The organism is Reichenbachiella sp. MALMAid0571, assembly GCF_040151475.1.
Lineage (GTDB): Bacteria > Bacteroidota > Bacteroidia > Cytophagales > Cyclobacteriaceae > CAXBNB01.
Genome location: NZ_JBDKWG010000114.1, coordinates 19,820 through 39,175, shown reverse-complemented (window position 1 = coordinate 39,175; position 19,356 = coordinate 19,820). Strand labels below are relative to the sequence as shown.

At 39.0% G+C, this 19,356-nt stretch carries 13 protein-coding genes; 3 read left to right on the top strand and 10 right to left on the bottom strand.

Going from position 1 to position 19,356, the window contains the following annotated elements; all coding sequences use genetic code 11:
• Positions 1-6: 6 nt before the first annotated feature.
• Positions 7-510: an FKBP-type peptidyl-prolyl cis-trans isomerase gene (locus tag AAOP42_RS07090; protein WP_349527781.1), complete on the top strand. Its 504-nt coding sequence runs from the start codon at positions 7-9 to the stop codon at positions 508-510.
• A gap of 268 nt (positions 511-778) precedes the next feature.
• Here AAOP42_RS07090 and AAOP42_RS07085 read toward each other — a convergent pair whose 3' ends face one another.
• The 5 genes from AAOP42_RS07085 to AAOP42_RS07065 form a co-directional block, all read right to left on the bottom strand.
• On the bottom strand, positions 779-1,783 hold the full coding sequence (locus AAOP42_RS07085) for an LLM class flavin-dependent oxidoreductase (protein ID WP_349527780.1): 1,005 nt from the start codon (positions 1,781-1,783) through the stop codon (positions 779-781).
• Positions 1,784-1,952: 169 nt separating this feature from the next.
• The gene (locus tag AAOP42_RS07080) at positions 1,953-2,324 is read right to left on the bottom strand and encodes a VOC family protein (RefSeq protein WP_349527779.1); all 372 of its coding nucleotides are present in this window, start codon (positions 2,322-2,324) and stop codon (positions 1,953-1,955) included.
• Positions 2,325-2,523: 199 nt separating this feature from the next.
• Positions 2,524-5,556, bottom strand: a complete 3,033-nt coding sequence (locus AAOP42_RS07075) for a PVC-type heme-binding CxxCH protein (protein WP_349527778.1) — start codon at positions 5,554-5,556, stop codon at positions 2,524-2,526.
• A gap of 181 nt (positions 5,557-5,737) precedes the next feature.
• A complete protein-coding gene (locus AAOP42_RS07070) occupies positions 5,738-7,534 on the bottom strand; it encodes a 4Fe-4S binding protein (protein ID WP_349527777.1) in 1,797 nt (598 codons plus the stop codon).
• Between the two features lie 6 nt (positions 7,535-7,540).
• A complete protein-coding gene (locus AAOP42_RS07065) occupies positions 7,541-8,872 on the bottom strand; it encodes an NAD(P)/FAD-dependent oxidoreductase (protein ID WP_349527776.1) in 1,332 nt (443 codons plus the stop codon).
• Between the two features lie 137 nt (positions 8,873-9,009).
• Between AAOP42_RS07065 and AAOP42_RS07060 the strand changes: the two genes are divergently transcribed.
• A complete protein-coding gene (locus tag AAOP42_RS07060; protein ID WP_349527775.1) occupies positions 9,010-9,735 on the top strand; it encodes a DUF547 domain-containing protein in 726 nt (241 codons plus the stop codon).
• A 94-nt stretch (positions 9,736-9,829) separates the two neighbouring features.
• Here AAOP42_RS07060 and AAOP42_RS07055 read toward each other — a convergent pair whose 3' ends face one another.
• On the bottom strand, positions 9,830-10,969 hold the full coding sequence (locus tag AAOP42_RS07055) for an aldose epimerase family protein (protein WP_349527774.1): 1,140 nt from the start codon (positions 10,967-10,969) through the stop codon (positions 9,830-9,832).
• 147 nt (positions 10,970-11,116) lie between these two features.
• Between AAOP42_RS07055 and AAOP42_RS07050 the strand changes: the two genes are divergently transcribed.
• Positions 11,117-11,818: an NUDIX hydrolase gene (locus tag AAOP42_RS07050; protein WP_349527773.1), complete on the top strand. Its 702-nt coding sequence runs from the start codon at positions 11,117-11,119 to the stop codon at positions 11,816-11,818.
• Between the two features lies 1 nt (position 11,819).
• On the opposite strand, the gene AAOP42_RS07045 is transcribed toward AAOP42_RS07050, so the two are convergent.
• The 4 genes from AAOP42_RS07045 to AAOP42_RS07030 form a co-directional block, all read right to left on the bottom strand.
• On the bottom strand, positions 11,820-13,049 hold the full coding sequence (locus AAOP42_RS07045; RefSeq protein WP_349527772.1) for an NAD(P)/FAD-dependent oxidoreductase: 1,230 nt from the start codon (positions 13,047-13,049) through the stop codon (positions 11,820-11,822).
• A 35-nt stretch (positions 13,050-13,084) separates the two neighbouring features.
• The gene (locus AAOP42_RS07040) at positions 13,085-13,990 is read right to left on the bottom strand and encodes an endonuclease/exonuclease/phosphatase family protein (RefSeq protein WP_349527771.1); all 906 of its coding nucleotides are present in this window, start codon (positions 13,988-13,990) and stop codon (positions 13,085-13,087) included.
• Between the two features lie 102 nt (positions 13,991-14,092).
• Positions 14,093-15,865, bottom strand: a complete 1,773-nt coding sequence (locus AAOP42_RS07035; RefSeq protein ID WP_349527770.1) for a RagB/SusD family nutrient uptake outer membrane protein — start codon at positions 15,863-15,865, stop codon at positions 14,093-14,095.
• A gap of 24 nt (positions 15,866-15,889) precedes the next feature.
• Complete coding sequence (locus AAOP42_RS07030) at positions 15,890-19,339, bottom strand: SusC/RagA family TonB-linked outer membrane protein (protein WP_349527769.1); 3,450 nt, start codon at positions 19,337-19,339, stop codon at positions 15,890-15,892.
• Positions 19,340-19,356: the final 17 nt, after the last annotated feature.

The following is a 19,356-nucleotide window of genomic DNA, read 5'->3' as shown; positions in this document are numbered from 1 at the left end:
TAAACTATGGAAATAGGAAGTAAGAAAGTAGTAACCATTACATACAAACTCACAGAAAGTAACAGCGAGGGAGAATTGGTTCAGGAAGTATTTGAAAAAGAACCCTTTGTATTCCTATTTGGAGAACAGCAGGTATTACCAGGTTTTGAAAGCAATCTTGAAGGAAAAACCGCTGGTGATAATTTTGAGTTTGGTATTAAAAGTGAAGACTCTTACGGTCCTGTGGAAGAAGAAGCGATAGTCAACTTGCCGATTAATATTTTTATGGTAGATGGAAAACTCGCTGATATTGTGAAGCCCGGTTCTTTTGTTCCTATGAATGATCAAGAAGGCAATCCCATGCAAGGCCTGGTACTTGAAATAGGTAAAGAAACTATAAAAATGGACTTTAATCATCCAATGGCAGGTCTCGATTTATTTTTCACAGGACAAATTCTAGACGTGAGAGATGCCACACCTGAAGAATTGGATCACGGGCATGTGCACGGAGAAGGGGGACATCACCATTAATCTTTGTAGTACCGTAGATCAGGCAAAAAAATAGCCGGATAATTCCAGCTTCTCTTGAGGCGTTCTGTTCGTAAACCTCGGTTGCGACAGTCTGCTCTTATCTTGGCCACTACCGCTTATTTTCTAGCACAACTGCTGTTGTGTTTTATTAATGCAAATATACGGTAAGCATGACCAAAGGTTGATTCCAATGTGTTAAGTTTTTATTAAGCAAAAAAGTATATCATAGATTGAGGCTTATTTTATCATGACTCAGGCTTTCAGTCTATCAAATATTATTTTGAACATTCTTTAAAATTTCATAAGACATCAACCTATCAGTATGTTGGTAAATATGAGAAACAACCATAAGTTCATCTACTTGTGTTTCCTCAACAAATTGGGTAAGTGATGCATTGACTTCATGTGAATCGCCAACAAACGAATAAGTCATAAACTGCTTCATTGCTGCCTTAGCCTCGGGGCTCAATGTGAAGTTTTCATCCGGTGGCTGAAGTGGACGCCTGCTATTGGTGAGTATTCCCAGAAAGATCATTTCCATAGAAGTGGCAATCAGTTTTGCTTTTTCAGTCGATTCAGCAGCTATTACATTCACACAAGCAATGGCGTATGATCGTTTTAGCTGATCAGAAGGCACGAAATTGTCTCTGTAAATCTTTAGTGCCTGATGCAATTGTTGAGGGGCAAAATGACTGGCAAATGCATAAGGTAAACCTAATGCAGCTGCCAGATAAGCACTATCTGTACTAGAGCCCAGTATCCAGATTGGAATATCCAGTCCTTCTCCGGGAATGGCTCTAACCACACCATCTATATTATCTTCAGAAAGGTAGAGTTGCAATTCTCTGACAGTATCTCGAAACCGAAAAGCCGCCTGATCATTTCGGTGCAATGCCCTTGCTGTCTCCTGATCTGTGCCTGGTGCTCTACCAAGCCCCAAATCAATCCTTCCCGGATACAAAGAAGCAAGGGTACCAAATTGTTCCGCTACAATCAATGGTGCATGATTAGGGAGCATGATACCTCCAGAGCCCACTCTGATGACAGAGGTGCCTCCTGCTATGTGACCTATCAAAACAGAAGTAGCCGAGCTGGCAATGCTAGCCATATTGTGATGCTCGGCCAGCCAAAATCTTTCGAATCCCAGTGCTTCGACTCGTTGTGCCAGATGAAGGCTGTTTTTGAACGAGTCGGCTGGTGAATGTCCTTCTAATATCACAGCCAAGTCCAAAACAGACAATGGAATTTGTTTAAAATCCTTCTTAATATTCATTGATTGATGTTGATTAACGAAAGCCTTGATGAAGACTGAGTATATGCAACGAGAATATCAATCCGAGGTTAGCTATAAACAGTAATTCCTGTTTGCAATTAGGTAAATAGACCCCTTTCATACAAGCATTTATACCTGTATGATAATGACATATCTGATATTGTGACAGCTAAATATGTTGATCCAGCAAAATAGAATTGCCGTCGGGATCGATGATACTTAAATTAGCCGGGCCTTTACCAGATTCATCTATTTCATTTTCTATTTCAATGCCCTTTGCTTTCAACTCTTTCTGAATCTGCCTAATGTCGATATAACTACTCTGCTCTTGTGCGTTTTGATCCCAACCAGGATTAAAAGTCAGTATATTTTTTTCAAACATACCCTGAAACAACCCAATGTTACAACTTGCGTTTTTCATGATGAGCCATCCCTGACTTTCATCTCCATGAAAAACTTCAAAACCCAATGCAAGGTAAAAATCCTTTGATTTTTTTATATCCTTTACTGCGAGACTAACAGAAAATGCACCTAATTCCATATCTACTTATTTAAAGTTGTACAATTTACAATATCTTTATTCACTCTTGCCTTAGACCACTCGCTCTAAGTCAGTTGGTTTAAGGAAACAAGGTGCTCTCATCAGATCATAATTTTATAATCAGAGTTTCTAATGAATTGTCTATCTAAAAAAGACTTATAACTTACCAATCGCAATACCACAATTTTTTACGCCGATTTTATTTAAGTTGCTCAAGGTATGAGACCAAATCCACCAATTCCTGCTCTTCCATAGCCACTGCCATAGAGGTCATTAAAGAACCATCCATAGGCACTGTTTCCTGAATGTCATTTTTCTGATAACGATTTTTCAATCCTCCCATCAGCACCAATTCGATGTAATTTTCAGTGTTGCTGGCTATATAACCTCTCACCTCAGAACCATCTTTCATTTTCAAATCAACACCTTCATATCCAAAACTAATAGCTTCTGAAGGGTCTAATATAGCTTTATACAAGGCACTTTTTGCCAATTTACTCCCGATTTCTGAAAGCTTAGGGCCAAAGTCTATTCCTTTGCCATTGACCTGATGACATGCCACACAAGTCCGTTGAAATACCTTTTCTCCATTGGCAACATCTCCATCCATTTTCACCAGTTGATTAATAGGTGAAAATGTTTTTCCATTGGCCAGTTCGGGGCTTTGCAACAAACCTGAAGCCTGTTTGCGTAAATCTTCATGTCCGGAAGCTAAAAATACTTTTATAGCCAAAGAATCCATAGTGGTAGGCAAATCTCCATTTTCTATGATACTTATTAATTTTCTTTGTCCCCGACGACTTTTGCCCATTGAATTTAATGCATGCTCACGCAACTCACTATCATTAGAATCATCTAAAATTATATCAGTCAATAAGTTCATTGCATCCCAATCGTCTATATTACCTAGTAAGTCAACAACTACACCTGAGTTGGATTTGTTAATACTTGCAACAATCAAATCTTGTTTGTCCATGTCAATGAGCAACTTGAAGGCTTCTATTCCAATTTGGCTTTGAGCACTATCAAGCGCAAGTTCAAATACTTCTTTGGCTTTAGATTTCAGCGCAAACTTTTTCACCAGTTCCAGATATTCCGTAGTGCCTTGATAAGACTTTAAAGAAGCATTGAGCATGTTTTTAATTTCCGGATTTTTAGCAGCAAAGTCGTTGGAAAAATGCGGTAATGCAGTAATAACCACCTGATCTTTATTTTTACTATCTTTCTTGACCAAACTCAACAAAGCTTTGTTTCTGGCTGGCTCAGAATGAAAATCAAACGCTCTGAAATACCTGAGCTTGTCATCCCAAGGCTCTGGGGAGGTACTGATAAGCTCCACAAGTTTGTCAAGTGTCTGATCATCTCTCAGCCTCCACACTATATCTCTTCCCAGTTTTTCGTTCCATTTACTTCCAACTTTAGCCAACCACTTTCGGTACAGTTTGGCTGACTTATTCTGCGCTCCGATTCCAAGGGCTTCCAGATACCACCTGTCTTTTCCATCGTATTGCAGTGCCAAATCAATCCATAAATCTTCCGCCTCTGATGAATTGTCATTTCTAAGTGCTATTGCCACTTCCCTTCTCACCTGTGGACTGGAATCTTTCGATAATTGTTTCAAAACAGGATTTAACGTTTCAGGATAGTTCCTTGCTATGCGGATAGCCGTAATTCTGATGTCTGCGTTTTTATCACCAATGGCTTCATTTAGATAGGTTTGCCTTTTGTCATCCATTTTGGTCAACAACCATAGTGCCCTGGCTTTAAATATTGGATTAGAAGAACTCCACATGTCCTTCAAAGCGGCTTCAGCTTTACTTCCCATTGATTCCAGCAAAGTAAATCCTAAATATCTGGTAGCCATATTAGGACTTTGTAATGCCTGAATGGCTTCCTTTTCCGTTTTTATTGTCGGTGTTTCTATATCATATCGCTTTCCTTTTGGAGCTATTCTGAATATTCTTCCCTGCTTGAGGTCGCCTACTCCATGCCCTCCCACCCCGGGATCATACCAGTCAGACACCATCAGCGAACCATCAGGAGCCACACAAACATCCGACGGACGAAACCACTGGTCTTTATTTCCTTTCAAAATATTTACAATAGTTGCTTTATAGCCTGCACCGTCATCTTTCACAGGATAACTCCTTACAACATTGGGACCTGCATCTGTGTGTATGATTTGTCCCTGAAATACATTTGGCAATAAACTTCCTTCATATAAAACAATTCCTGTAGGTGACCCAGCACCAGTTTGAAGCAGGTTAGGTACAACTCCCGGATCATTTAGATGCCAGTGTCGCAGAGGAATACTATCACTCATGCCTGTCCTCTTTGACCTCCATCCGGCACCAGTCATTTCATCTTTATAGCCAAAATTCCCATATTCCATTACATAGTTGATACGTACTCCCTGATTGCCATCATCGTCATTGTCTGACTGCCAAAGCGTACCATAAGAATCCACAGCTACTTCATAATTATTTCTAAAGTTGTTTCCCAGGACTTCCAATTCGGATAAATCCATATTGCACCTGAAAACCATACCTTCTCTGAATGGATTTCCTGAGTTGTCAATAACAGCACCCGTTTTGTCTTTCAAGGGATTGCCATCTTTGTCAAGCAGTTTTTCTCCCGAATTTCCAAAATTGAAATAAAGCTTACCATCAGGTCCAAATACAAAGGCATGTGCTCCATGGTCGTGTTGGATTCCTTGGATGCCCGAAAACAAAATATCTTTCTTGTCGGCTTTGTCGTCACCATCTGTATCGGTAAGCATGATAACCAAAGGGCTACATGATACAATCACCCGGTTGCCTAAAACTAAAATCCCTAGCGCAGAATTAATGTCTGTTCCCTGATAAAAAACCTTGGATGTGTCTGCTTTGCCATCACCGTCTTCATCTTCCAAAATCACTATTCTATCACCCTCTTCCTTGACCGGATGATTCTTATGAATTTGAATTCTATAGTTAAATCCCTCAGTCACCCAGACCCTGCCTCTGGCATCAATATCCATGTTTGTTGGATTGACCAGCATAGGTTCAGAAGCAAATAGAGTGGTTTCTAACTCAGGATTGGTTTCGAGTCCAAGAAGCGCATTTTCCGGCATTCTCTTCTCCTGGTCGGTCAACGTATTGTAATCTACTGGTTCTGCTTGTTCAACTTCGTTTTTGCAGGAAAAAATAAATAAAATACAAAGGATAAGCACTCCGGTAAGTTGTGATTTCATAATAGTTTAGGTTGAATGAAATAGGTATATTGTAAACACACATCAAGGTATAACAATATTTACTTTTTCAAAAGTAATGTCCGCAATTAAGCCACAACTCAACAATTGCTTAGAAAAATAGTACTTCAATATTTCTTCACTATAATTCAATCCTACGTCAATAAAAAAGAACAGAAATCTCTTATTGCTCAATAGCAATACTGTCGTTTCCAATAAGGATAGATTCATTAAAACGCCCTTTCTCGTCTCTGTTTTCCAGATTCAAAACTCCTCTCGGGCAAACGGAAGAACATACCCCACATCCTACACAGGATGAGCGAACGATATTCTGACCTCTCTGGGCATACCATCTCACATCAATTCCCATTTCACAATGAGTGGAGCAATTACCACAGGAGATACACTGACCACCATTGGTAGTGATTCTAAACCTTGATTTGAAGCGTTGCACCAAACCCAGATAGGCTGCCAGAGGGCAACCAAACCTGCACCAGACTCTATTTCCCATCAGGGGATAAAAACCCGTACCTATTACTCCGGCAAAGCCAGCCCCAATCCATGCGCCATAGACAGAACGAATGCTATAAGTATTTAAACCCAGCAACTGGCTTTCTCCCGTCCAAAAAGTATAGAGCACCGCTACTGTCATTACCACCGCAAACGCCAATACAGCATGAATCGAAATGCGTTCAAATTTCCATGCTTTCAATGATTTGTCGGACAATTGACGATAAGGATCACCCAAGGTTTCTGCCAGTCCTCCACAGCCACAAACCCAGGAGCAGTACCATCTTTTTCCGAAGAAATAAACAAACACAGGAACACCTATCAATACCAGCGCAATACCCCATGACAACATAAACATTCCTAAACCACCATTAGCAATCAGCGTGTTTAACTCATTGTCGAAAAAGAAATCGTAATCCAGTGGCCATATATTTTTAAAGTCAAAATAGGGCTGATTGAGACGCAATAGTATTTCTGGAATGAGGAAAGCAAATGAAGTTTGAAAAAACATGACCGAAGCAGTCCTGAGTATTTGGTACTTGCTGTGCCGGTATTTGATGATCATTCGAACTCCCATCACCAGTATGGTAAGGGTATATAAAAACCCATAAAGGAAAAACCTACCAGCTTCACTTCCTTTTAAAAATATACTTACCGGATCAACTGTGATAATCCAGGCTGTCATATACTCAGGATAGAAGTACAGAAACACATAGAATGCGATCAGAAAAGTCCCTGTGAAGATTCCCAACCAGCCTCTGTTTTTCATAGCACTATGAAAAATACCATTATTTTTTACACCAGCTGCACCTTCCAACTTTACTTTTGGCAATAAGTACATAACGGCTCCCACGATACACATCAGGTATGTAAGGAGAAGAAACAAAACCTGATTGCTACTCACGGCTCCTTGGGAAGAAGCCTTGGTTATTTCATATTCCAGATTTTTGACTTTGTACTTATCAAATCCTTTTTCATTGACAATACCATAGCTCACAATATTGTCCCGAACTCCTTTAAGCTGATCGGACAGTTCTTGCCCAGAACTAAACTCTCTACCATCCAGCCAGCTACCATACGACTGAAAAGATGCCCATTGATAAGCTTCATTTGGATTTTCTGCATTAAAGAGATTACCTGTATCATTGAGTGAAAATTCACTTCCCGAATCACCAATCATCTGAGCTATTAACTCTATTTTTTCATCAGAAATGGCATATTTTTCTATCTGAATTTCATTTACTTTTTTAAAAGTACTTTTCAGGTCTTTTAAAAAAGTAAATGAACTGGAATATTCCTTTCCGATCATGGATTGGATTTCAATTTTCAAAACTTTAGAAGCCTCATTAGCTTCCAACTTATCATTTATTATGTTTTCGGAAAGTGTGTAGTTTTCAAAGAAAAAACTGGCTAGAAAAATCCCAAAACCAAGAAGAAATATGAACAATCCACTTTTTTGAATAATCTGCATAATGGCTTAATTGAATATGCTTTGTAAAAATCCCTTTTTCACTGGTTCTATCTTGTTGTCTGGAAACATATTATTGTACACCTCTCTGATCTGATTTTCGTATCTCTTAAAAAACTCAGGATCAAAATTGGCTTCTTCCAGATTTTTCATCACGTAATGCAGGTCTCTTTTTTCTCTCAACCATTTGTCCCACACCTTATGCCTCATTCTGATTCCAAACGTATTGATGCCAATAACTTCCTGTGTACTTGAATCAAAAACCACTTTCAGACATATTTTACCTGAAGCATGTTCCCAATACAATCGGTTCTCATTTTCCTTTAGGTTGACAAGCACTGTCCCATAGGTTTGGTATTCAATATTGAAAAACTTAGCGGAATTGAACCAAATTCCCGGGCGATATGCTGTTTGTTTTCCCGTAAGAGTTCTAGCCAATGTCTCTCCCTGCATTCTGCCTGTGTACCAAACCTGCTCAATTGACCTTCTGCCGGGCAGTGGATTGCGAAACTCCGCACAATCACCAACAGCAAACACATTGGGAATATTCGTTTGCAAATATTCATCCACAAGAATGCCACGTTTAGATTCTATACCTGAATTTTCTACCAAAGCAATATTAGGGGAAACTCCGGCAGTTAACCCTACAAACTGACAAGGAATGGTTTCTCCATTCCCGGTTACTATTGCCTTCACCCTTCCATTTTCATCCGAAACTATTTCCTTGAGTTCAGTTTCCAACCTCAGGTCGATATGATGGTCTAAAATCTCTTTATTGATCATAGCTGACTCTTCTTTGGGCAACATTACATCCCAAAAACTCTTTTCTCTGACCAAAAACGATACATCAATTTTTCGGGAATGAAACATTTCCGCCAATTCCACACCAATAAGTCCTCCTCCGACTATTACTGCTTTGTCAATGTCTTTGCTATGCTTCTCGATGTACTCCAGATCCTGATAGCTGTACAGTCCACTTACACCAATAAGATCTTCCCCTGGCCATCCAAACTTGTTAGGTTTAGACCCTAGTGACAAAACCAATTTATCGTAAGTCATCTTTTCACCATCAGCAAATGACAATTCTTGTGCATTGATGTCAATGTTGGTAACCCATGCTTTTTTGAGTGCTATCTTATTCTTTTCCCAAAACCAGTCTTCATAAGGTTTGGTATGCTCGTATTTCATATGCCCCATGTATATGTACATCAGGGCTGTCCTTGAAAAGAAATAATCTGTTTCCCCAGAAATGACTGTTATCTGATCATCCGATAGTTTTCTAACATGACGAGCAGTAGTAATCCCGGATATGCCATTGCCAATTATAATAATGTGACTCATGAATGAATATTAATTTGATTCGCACCCAGACGAACTTTTTTGATTCTTAAATGTTTAAGGTAATATGAAATTTAGAATTTTAGTTCCATTGTTAACCGAATTAAATAACAAATAGCCTCACATTATTCATTAAGCCAATGCGATATCTACTTAAAATACTTGCAATCATTGTTTTATTAACGTCATCCTATTCTCTGTTGACCGCACAGGAAAATCCCTTTTTCAACGGTGCAGACCAATTTTTAAGAACTTACGTTGATAAATCCGGAAATGTGGATTACAAGGCAATTGTTAAAAATCCTACCCTCCTTAATAAAACAATTACTCAAATTGAAGAATATGATTCAAAAGGTAATTCATCCGACGAATTGAAAGCATTTTATACCAATGCCTATAACATTTTGGTCATCAAACAGATAGTAGAAAGGTATCCTATAGTTGGGCCATTAGCAGTAGATGGTTTCTTTGATAAAATAAAGAATAAAATTGCCGGAGAAGAGTTAACCCTCAATCAAATAGAAAAGGACAAGAACCTATATGTCAATAGAGATGAACGCCTTCATTTTGCTTTGGTATGTGGAGCCAAGGGTTGTCCTCCTTTGGCAAACTTTGCTTTCACGCCTAAAAACATTGAAAGTCAGTTGGAAGACAGAACACGTCTGGCACTTAATAACGACGTATTTATACAGGTAAAACAGGATAAAACGGAAGTTTCTCAAATATTTTCATGGTACAAAGACGATTTTGAAAAGAAGGACGTTAAAGGAATAGTGGGATATTTAAATAAATATAGAAAAAATCAAATCCCTTTTGACACAAGGATCGTATACTACGAATATGATTGGAATTTGAATATCCAATAAAGGTTTATAAAGTAAGTTTAGGTTAGGTTGGTTTAGGGGCTGCAACGAGTTTGCAGCCCCATTTTTTTTTGATTTCTTTTAGAGTTATTACAATTCAATCTACCACTCCAAACTTATAAGCACAAACTGAATAGTACTCTTCTCCGGGATTTAATACTGTGCTTGGAAAATTTTCTTTATTTGGACTATCAGGAAAATGTTGTGTTTCAAAACACAAGGCTTCCCTGTATTTATGAGCTTTGTTTTGCTTGCCAATATCTGATCCATCCATAAAATTGCCTGTATAAAACTGCATGCCAGGTTCGTTGGTAAACACTTCCATCACCCTTCCAGATTTTGGTTCTTGTACTCTTGCCGCCAAATTTATGCCTTCTGCAGATTGATTCAACACATAGTTATGATCATATCCCAAGCCTATTTTCAATTGATCAAAATCGTCGTTTATCCTGGCTCCCACTGCTGTAGGAGTTCGGAAATCCATTGGAGTATTCTCTACTGGCTCTAATACACCAGTAGGTATCAGCCCACTATCTACAGGAGTATATCTATCAGCATTAATGTGTACTATATGATCGTAAATAGTACCACTAGCCACACCATTGAGATTGAAATAAGAATGATGCGTAAAATTTGCCAAAGTGGTTTGATCTGTAGTAGCCCAGTATTCCACTTTCAATTCATTGTCATCCGTCAATTGATAGACCATTTTTATCTTCATGTTTCCAGGATAACCTTCTTCTCCATCTTTTGAAAAATACGTAAGTTCAAGTGTCTGATTATCAATTTGCCTGGCATCCCATACTACATTGTTAAACCCATCTTTTCCTCCATGTAAATGATTTTCTCCATTGTTAGTTGCCAAGGTGTATTCTACTCCGTTTAATGTAAACTTACCCTTCCCTATTCTATTAGCATATCTGCCCACAGTAGCACCCAGATAAATGTCATTAGAACTCAGATAGCCTTTCATGCTGTCGTACCCAAGTACCACATCTTCAAAATCACCATTTTTATCAGGTGTCCACAAAGTCACTACTCTGCCACCATAATTGGTAATCTCACTGACCAGGCCATTGCTATTTTTAAGAACAAAAAGACTCACAGCCTTTCCATTTATTTCCATTTCAAAATTTTTCTTATCTATCAATTGAATAGTTTTCTTTTCTGGTTTCATGCAGCCGGTAATGTTTATAGTCAGTAAAAATAAAATAGTCAGGTGTTTCAGTTTTCTCATAGTTGTATAGTGTATTTGAATCAATTTCCAATTCAGGTATTGATTGTTTAAACAAGTTTAATAAGAATAAACGTAATTAGAACGTATGACAAATCATTATTCAAATTATTCGTCATATTTGTATTCGAGCCATTTTAAAATTCCTGAATGCCTTTCTCTAAAAAAACATTTTATCCCGAAAAAAACAAGCTCTTGCTTGCGGTAGATTGTGTCATCTTTGGCTACAATGAGGGAGAATTAAAACTATTGGTTTTCAAACGAGAAGTGGATCCATTAGCAGGACAGTGGTCTTTGATAGGCAATATAGTATCCAATGAAGAAAACCTGAACGATGCTGCTCATAGGATTCTTAAGGACATTACCGGTCTTGAAGAAGTTTTTTTAGAGCAACTCTGTAGTTTTGGTGATATGGATAGGGATTCAGGAGCAAGAGTAGTTTCAGTAGTATATTGGAGTTTGATTCAAAGTTCAAAAAATCAGGGTTTCTCTATAGAAAACCATGAAGCCAAGTGGGTACCATTCGATCAGGTGCCGGATCTCGTACTTGATCACAATCAAATGGTGGAAACTGCCATAACCAAACTGAGAGATGTTGCCAGATACCGACCTATAGGATTTGAACTACTCCCAGAAAAATTCACCCTACCTCAGTTACTCAAAGTCTATGAAGCCATCTACCAACGTCCCATTGATGATAGAAATTTCAGAAAGAAGATATTGGCTACCGGACTCTTGATAAAACTGGACACCAAAGATAAAACCACTTCAAAGAAAGGGGCTTTCCTCTACAAGTTTGACAGTGAAAAATACCAACATTTGCTAAAAAGTGGTTATTGGTTTGAAGTATAACTTATCCTGATTTTTTAACAGACCTTGCATCCGCACACCTTCTCATGAAATCATAATTGAAGGGGTCTATGATTCCAAACCTGTCTATTCTAAATGGCTCAACATTGCAAAAAGGATCCTGTCCCATTACCATTTCACTGATGATCCTGCCCATGCCACCAGACACAGCCACTCCGGCACCAGAACAACCAGTAGCCGCTAAAAAACCATTTGTCTCAGTTATCCCACCTAATACAAACATACCATCGGGTGTGTAAGTGGATACACCTGCTATATAGTGTTGGATTTCTATTTCATCGAATTTTGGAAAAAACTTATGAAACCGTCCCCACTGTTCTACCAGAATATTCCACCGATCTTCAGGGTCTCCAAATACATATCCCGTCAGGTCTTCGGGCAAATTCCTTGGATCAAAATGAACAGACTTTGATTCCCTCAATCCAAACAGCAGTGCACCTGATTCCGGCCGGGTGTAAGCAGAAGCATCCGGAAGAATCACAATTGGCTGATGTGGCAAAAATAATTTCGTATCGGGCTTGGTTATCCAATAGTTACTTCTGACGGGTGTCATTGGCAAACCTATTCCTGCCTTCATAGAAAGTAAATTAGCCCAGGCTCCTGCTGCATCTACTACCATATCACATTCTATATCGCCATTTTTGGTTTTTACACCCCTTACATTTTTTCCTTCTGTGATCAAACTCTCCACATTAGTCCATTGCTGAATATCCGCTCCATATTTTTTTGCTGCTTCAACAAAAGCATTAGCCAATACATAAGCATCCAAAAAGGCATCTTCAGGCATATATGTCGCTTTTTGTATTTCATCTGTTTTTAACCAAGGTACCATTTTTTGAATTTCACTGTTAGTGAGGTCAGCGTAATCAATTTTAAAATCCTCTGCAATAGAAATCAATTCATTGAGTGCACTGACGCTGGCATCAGAAGCCGCAACATGCAAACTGCCAACTTTCTGCACATCAAGTCCATTCCCTATTTCTTCTTCGAGACAACTGATTGATCGGTATGTCTCTTCCACCAGTGGTATAATTTCCGGTTTGCTTCGAATTTTTGTTAAAAGAGAAGCAGCCAGGCTTGTATTTCCTGAGCCTACTGTATTCCTCTCCATCAAGGTCACCTTTATTCCATTTTTCGCCAAATAGTAGGTGATAGCACACCCAATTGTTCCTGCACCAATAACCACAACATTAGGTTTGTTTTTAGTGTTCATCTTTAAATTATTGAATAAGACTAAAACTCAACTCATTAAATATCTGTAGTAGGAATTTTAAAAATGGCTTCTACAGGATAGTGATCAGAAATGTAATCATTTGCTTCTCCGTTGTGGATGGTAATACTCTTGCAATAGGGACTCAACTCGACACTAGTCAATATGTAATCGATCCGCTCGGGAGTACGCCCTATATTTCCGGCAGTACGCCAAACACCTATCAATATAGGTGTGGGAAATGTATGGCGATTGTACGAAGGCACAAGCCGTTGAGTAACGTCTATCAGAGGAAATGACAAAAATCTGGACATGACACTGTAGTCAATATGGTAATCCACTAAACTACGATGGGCACTCCCCTTAGCTTCATTGCCTTTATCTCCTTTGGCATACTTAGCCAATAGCTCAGGATTTTGATCGTGTATTTCTGCATCAAAAGGAGAATGTGCATTGAAATCACCCAAAAGCATGTATTTATGAGTATGTTGTTTTACTGAATCAATGATATCCTTTATCAAATTGGCTTCTCCCAATCTAAACTTCCAGTCTCCCGGATGTAAGTGAACGGCAAAGAAATCTAAACCATATACCTCTGCTTGCAATACAGTATTCCTAAAGCCCTTATTCTTATAAATCTTTTTAAGTACAATTGGCTTGTTGGACGTCATGGCAATCGGCCCGCTTTTGACATAGTAGTCATGCCCCCATTTTTTAGCATCTTCAGCGAGCATTGCCTCACTTCCGTACCATTCCTGCAAGGCTATCACATCTGCTTTTTGCTCCTTAAGCCATTGCACACATAGATCACGTCTGCCTTCACCATAACTGGCATTATTTCCCAAACCTTCCAGGATATTATAGGTGATTACTTTGATTTCATCCTGAGCGTAAAGATTCAGTTGAAAAACAGTACTTAATACAAAAAATACAAGTAGTCTCATTGACATTTAATTTGGAATTATTTCTAAATGTAAAAAAAGATCACCTGCCAGTCCATTAAAAAAATAAATTAGCAGGCGATCAATTAATATAATATTAAAGTATTACCAACCTGGAGCCTGATTCAGCTTTGGATTGATCGTAAGAGCCTCCGTATTGATAGGAGAATAATACAATTTAGTTTCGTTATCCGTCCACTCAGGTTGTCTTTCAACATAAGGCAACACGTATCCAACTTTTGTACCTGCCGGCAATACATTACCATCTCTGTCACCCAATCTCACAGACGCTTTATTAGAGCCATCACCATTGTATTCTGAAGCAGGCCTGTCATCAAGGTCAACATAGGCACCAACAAATGGCTTACCAAAGTAGCTTGCTTTTTTCCATCTCATGATATCATCAAACCTTGAGCCTTCCAGCATTAATTCTACTTGTCTTTCACGACGAATTTCCCACAACAAGTTAGAAATTTCCGGTGCAAACTCTGCTTTTTTAGGATCATTGATGCTATTGGCTATTGCTACAGTTAATTTAGGCATTCCTACTCTCAACCTCAAAAGATTGATACTCTTATCCAAAACATCATCGTCTGCCTGACCCAGTTCTGCTTTTGCTTCAGCATAATTCAACAGAATCTTATTCAATGAATATAAAGGAGCATCAAGGTAACCATTGACATCATCGACAGGCGTATCTGTGGACCACCATTTATACAAAGGATATCCTGTAGGATTGGAAATGCCGGATTCACCTATAAATGCCGGAGAATAGGTAGGATAGACAGAGGTGCTGGAATTGTAAATAGCAGGATCGTTTTGTGGATCCATACCTTCTCTGAAAGGGACTACCAATGTTTTACCCATACGAGGATCTCTGTTTTCAAATTCCTCATAAACAAACTCAGGATCGCCTGCTATCGCCTTAGGATGCAGGTTGCTCACCCCATAAGGTAATCCGTCTGTACAAAGAAAACTCTCTACAGCATCCTTTGTCGCTCCAAAATAATCCCTAAGCCCCATCATTCTTGCCTGTATATTTACAATCACGCCTGCTTCATAGTGCTTATAAAATATCACTTCAGGGTTACCTGCCAGATTTACAGAAGAATAGATATCCCTGAAATCCGGTGACAATGAATAGTCTCCACTTGTCATCAATGCTTCTGATGCAGAAGCACTTTCTGTCAGCCATGCATTGGCATCACTTAGGTTCAACTCCGTATGGTACTTTCTAAAGGTTCCTTCGAAAAGGCAAATTTCAGATTTTATGGCTAAAGCTACATCTTTGTTCACAAGGTTGTCTCCTGCATCCGAACGAATGTTTTGAACAGCGAAATTGAGGTCTTCCAGTACATGTCCCATTACAGTTGCTCTGGAATCTTGTGCCGTGAACAGCTCAGGACTCTCTGTTCCCAATTCATGATCAATCCATGGCACATCTCCAAAACTTTGGACTTTGTCGAAGTATTCCCTTGCCCGAAACAAGCGACCTACTCCCTCCCAATGTTTCCTGGCCTCATCATCCAAATCTGAATCTTGAGCCTCTCTGATCATGATATTGATGGTACGCAAAGTACTCCAAGACCATGCGCCTCCGGTGGTAGGAACGGTTATCCGGTCAAATATTCTACTGCTCTGACTCTGATTTCCCTGTACTACTTCATCTGAATTGACTGCTATAGAATAAGCATTGCCAACCCCGTATCCATAGAAGCTATATAGTCCCAAGGAATACGTTTGAAAATCACCATCAGTTTTCCAATAGTTTTCATTTGTTACCTGATCTTTAGGAATTTTTTCTAAAAAATCGTCGTTGCAGGAAGAAGCATTCAACATTAATCCTGCTATTGCTATATAAATAAATATATTTTTCATGTTTATTCAGTTTAATGATGCTACTTAAAAAGTAATGGTCGTACCAATAGAAAAGTCTTTTGCTAATGGGAAAGTATGAGATGCCCCAAGCTCCGGATCCATGCCTTTTGGCAAACCTGTAAATAAGAATAAATTCTCACCAGTAACGTAAATCTTAACTGATTCCAAGTTGATCTTACTGAGTACATTTTTCGGTATAGAATAACCCAGCTTAATCATTTTCAACCTCATGTAAGCAGCATTCAACAAATACCTGGTTTGAGGTTTTTTATTGTAACTACGATCATCAGGGCGTGGATAAAATGCACCCGTATTTTCGGCAGTCCAATAATCAAGGGTATGAGCAAATACCGACTCGTATTGAGAACCCGCAGTGAATGCAAATGCACCACTTGTCCAATAATCCTTCTTGGCAACTCCTTGCAAGAAGATAGATAAATCTATACCCTTATAATTTGCACCAAGTCTGATTCCATACTGATACCTGGAACGTGAATTCCCAATTACTTTGTAGTCACCGTGATCGTCAAGCGTATAAGCATCACCATAATCAACCTTGCCATCGTTGTTCAAATCCTTGTATTTTACATCCCCTGGAAATGGGACTCTGTTAGAAAATATAATATCCTGAGTTGGTATTCCTTCAGCATACTCCCTCGTGCCGCCATTGTCCACAAAATCGTCTTCCTGAAACAACCTGTCTGTTTCGTAACCCCATATTTCACCTAACTGCTGACCTTCATATATACTTCCCAGGTATTTAGTCTCATTTCCTGCATACTTGGTGATTACTGCTTTGTCATCATACAAAATCAAACCTGCAGAATAAGAAAAATCCGAAGAAATATTGTCTGCCCAATTCAAACTAAGTTCCCATCCATTCACTCGTAAGTCTGAAGAATTTTCGTTTGGTACAGATGTTCCAAGTGTTGCCGGCAATACTTCTCCGGCAGTAAGCATTCCAATCGTTTCTCTTTTGTAAATCTCTGCTGTTGTTTGTAATTTGTTTTTAAAGAAAGCAAAATCAAATCCGAAATTGGTTGTGTTCACCTTCTCCCAGGTATAAGAATCACTCACCAATCCACCCGGACTACTGTAAAGAGGTCTTTCTCCGTTGATAATCCAGTTGGCAGTTCCGGTACTCATCGAAGGAATATAAGAATATGCACCTACCTGCTGGTTGCCTTGTGAGCCATAAGATACCCTGATTTTAAGGAAATTCAACCACCCTTCGGCTCCTGACATAAAAGACTCTTCAGAGAGTACCCAACCGACAGAAGCAGAAGGCATAAACACAAAACGATTGTCTTTATGAAATCGGGATGATCCGTCATATCTTCCCACAACCTCCAAAAGGTACTTTCCCTGGTAATCATAGTTCAATCGGTACAACCCGGATCGGGTAGCCCATTCAGTAATATCATCGCCTACGCTTGAATTACCCACTGCCAAACTCAATGATGGTACATCATCTGTAATCAACTTTTGCCTTTGTGCATAATATGAACTATAGCTGCTTTTTTCCTGACTGTATCCCACCATCAATTTAAAATTGTGGACATCAGAAATTGTTTTAGAATATTCAGCTGTTAGAAAAAGGTTGTCATAGTTGTCAAAAGAAGCAGTTTTTCTTAGGCTATTGGGGTCATTTCTATATTTATAGACTACACCAGGGCCGTCTGTAGGATTTGCCTGTTCATAAGTATTCACGTGGTAACTGTCGTTTCCGGTAATGCTTCTATGAGTATAAGTTCCATTAATTTTCATTCCTTCGAATGGTGAAACAGTAGCCCGTAACTGAAGGTTCGTATTGTCTGTAGCATAAGTATTGTTGGCACCAAGCCCTATCATAGCCGGAGAAAATCCCCAAGGTGCTCCTGAAACTTCATCAATACCCGTCAACCAGAAAGTTGGGCGTAAATAAGATACATCATACATATAGGAAGCGTTATTCGGAATATACGGCATGTTTTGAATACCTCTTGTAAAACCCACCGATGTACCAACTGCCAGCCACTCATTGATATCTGTATCTACTTTAGCCATAATGTTCTTACGAGAGTATTTGTCTTTGTCCAACGCCAAAACTCCATCCTGATTCATAATTCCTGCGCCTAAATAATAAGTAGTATTATCCGACCCACCAGAAATAGAAAAATCATGCCTGACCGTCATACTTGACTCGGTCATCAACTTGATCATGTTATTGTTATCCCCCAAAGGATAAGCCACTCCATTTATAACCGGAATGGAATTGGGCACATAGTCAGGTGCATTGTATAAGTCGATCCAGGTCTGAACATTTCTACCCCAGTACCACCCGGGGGTTCTTCCCGCATTTTCCCATTGAATACCTCCAACTTCAATTTGAGTAACCGGATCAGCTTTATCTGGAAGCGTTGTGGGTCTGGTACTTGAAATGTTATTGGTATATTTGAACTGCATATTTGAGTTCTTTTTTCCGGATTTTGTAGTAATCAATACAACACCAAAAGCTGCACGAGCTCCATATATAGCTGCTGAAGCTGCGTCTTTCAGTACAGTTACACTGGCAATATCAGAAGGTGGAATCAGGTTTGGATCCATCTCAGATCCATCCACCAATATCAAAGGGGATCCTCCGTTGAGTGAATTATAACCACGAATATTAAAAGAATAACCTTCTCCGGGTATGCCGTTGGATTTGGTAATCGTCAGACCCGGAGCAACTCCCTGTAATGCCTGACCTACAGACATTATTGGTCTTTCATCTACAAAATCAGCACTTTTAACCTGAGATACAGCACCTGTTAAATTTGCTTTTTTCTGTGTGCCATAACCTACCACAACAATCTCATCCAACCTCGCTTCATCTAAAACCATTTCTACATCGATCACATTTCTACTGCCGGGAATGATTTCCTGAGTAACATATCCAACATAAGAAATCACTAATACTCCATCTTCGGGAGCACGCAGCTTATAATTTCCATCTAAGTCTGTGGTAGAACCATTGGTTGTTCCTTTTACCACCACAGATGCTCCGGGAAGGGCTTCTCCATTTTCATCTGTAATCTTTCCAGAGATGTCTATATCAGCAGCAATCACAACTATAGCATCTTTGCCCTTTAATTTTGATACTGTGATGTTGTTGTTGAATTGCTTAAAACTCAGTTTAGATTTCTCAGAAATATCCAAAAGCACCTGATACAAAGGCACATTTGTATAGTTTCCACTAATACTGATATTTTTATCAAATTCCTTCTGGTAATAGGTGAAAATATAGTTCGTATTGTTTTCTATTTTTTCAAATACTGAAACCAGGTTATCTGATTCAAAGTTGAAGCTTACCTTAATTTCTTTTACGCTAACATTCTTTTGGGCGTTTGTGACACTTGTAGCCATGAGTATGCTACATAAAATTAATTGTGTCACCAAACCGTAAAAAGAGTACATAATAAATTTTTTAAGTAGGAGTAATCTTTTATTTTTCATAATTTTACTTGGTTTTG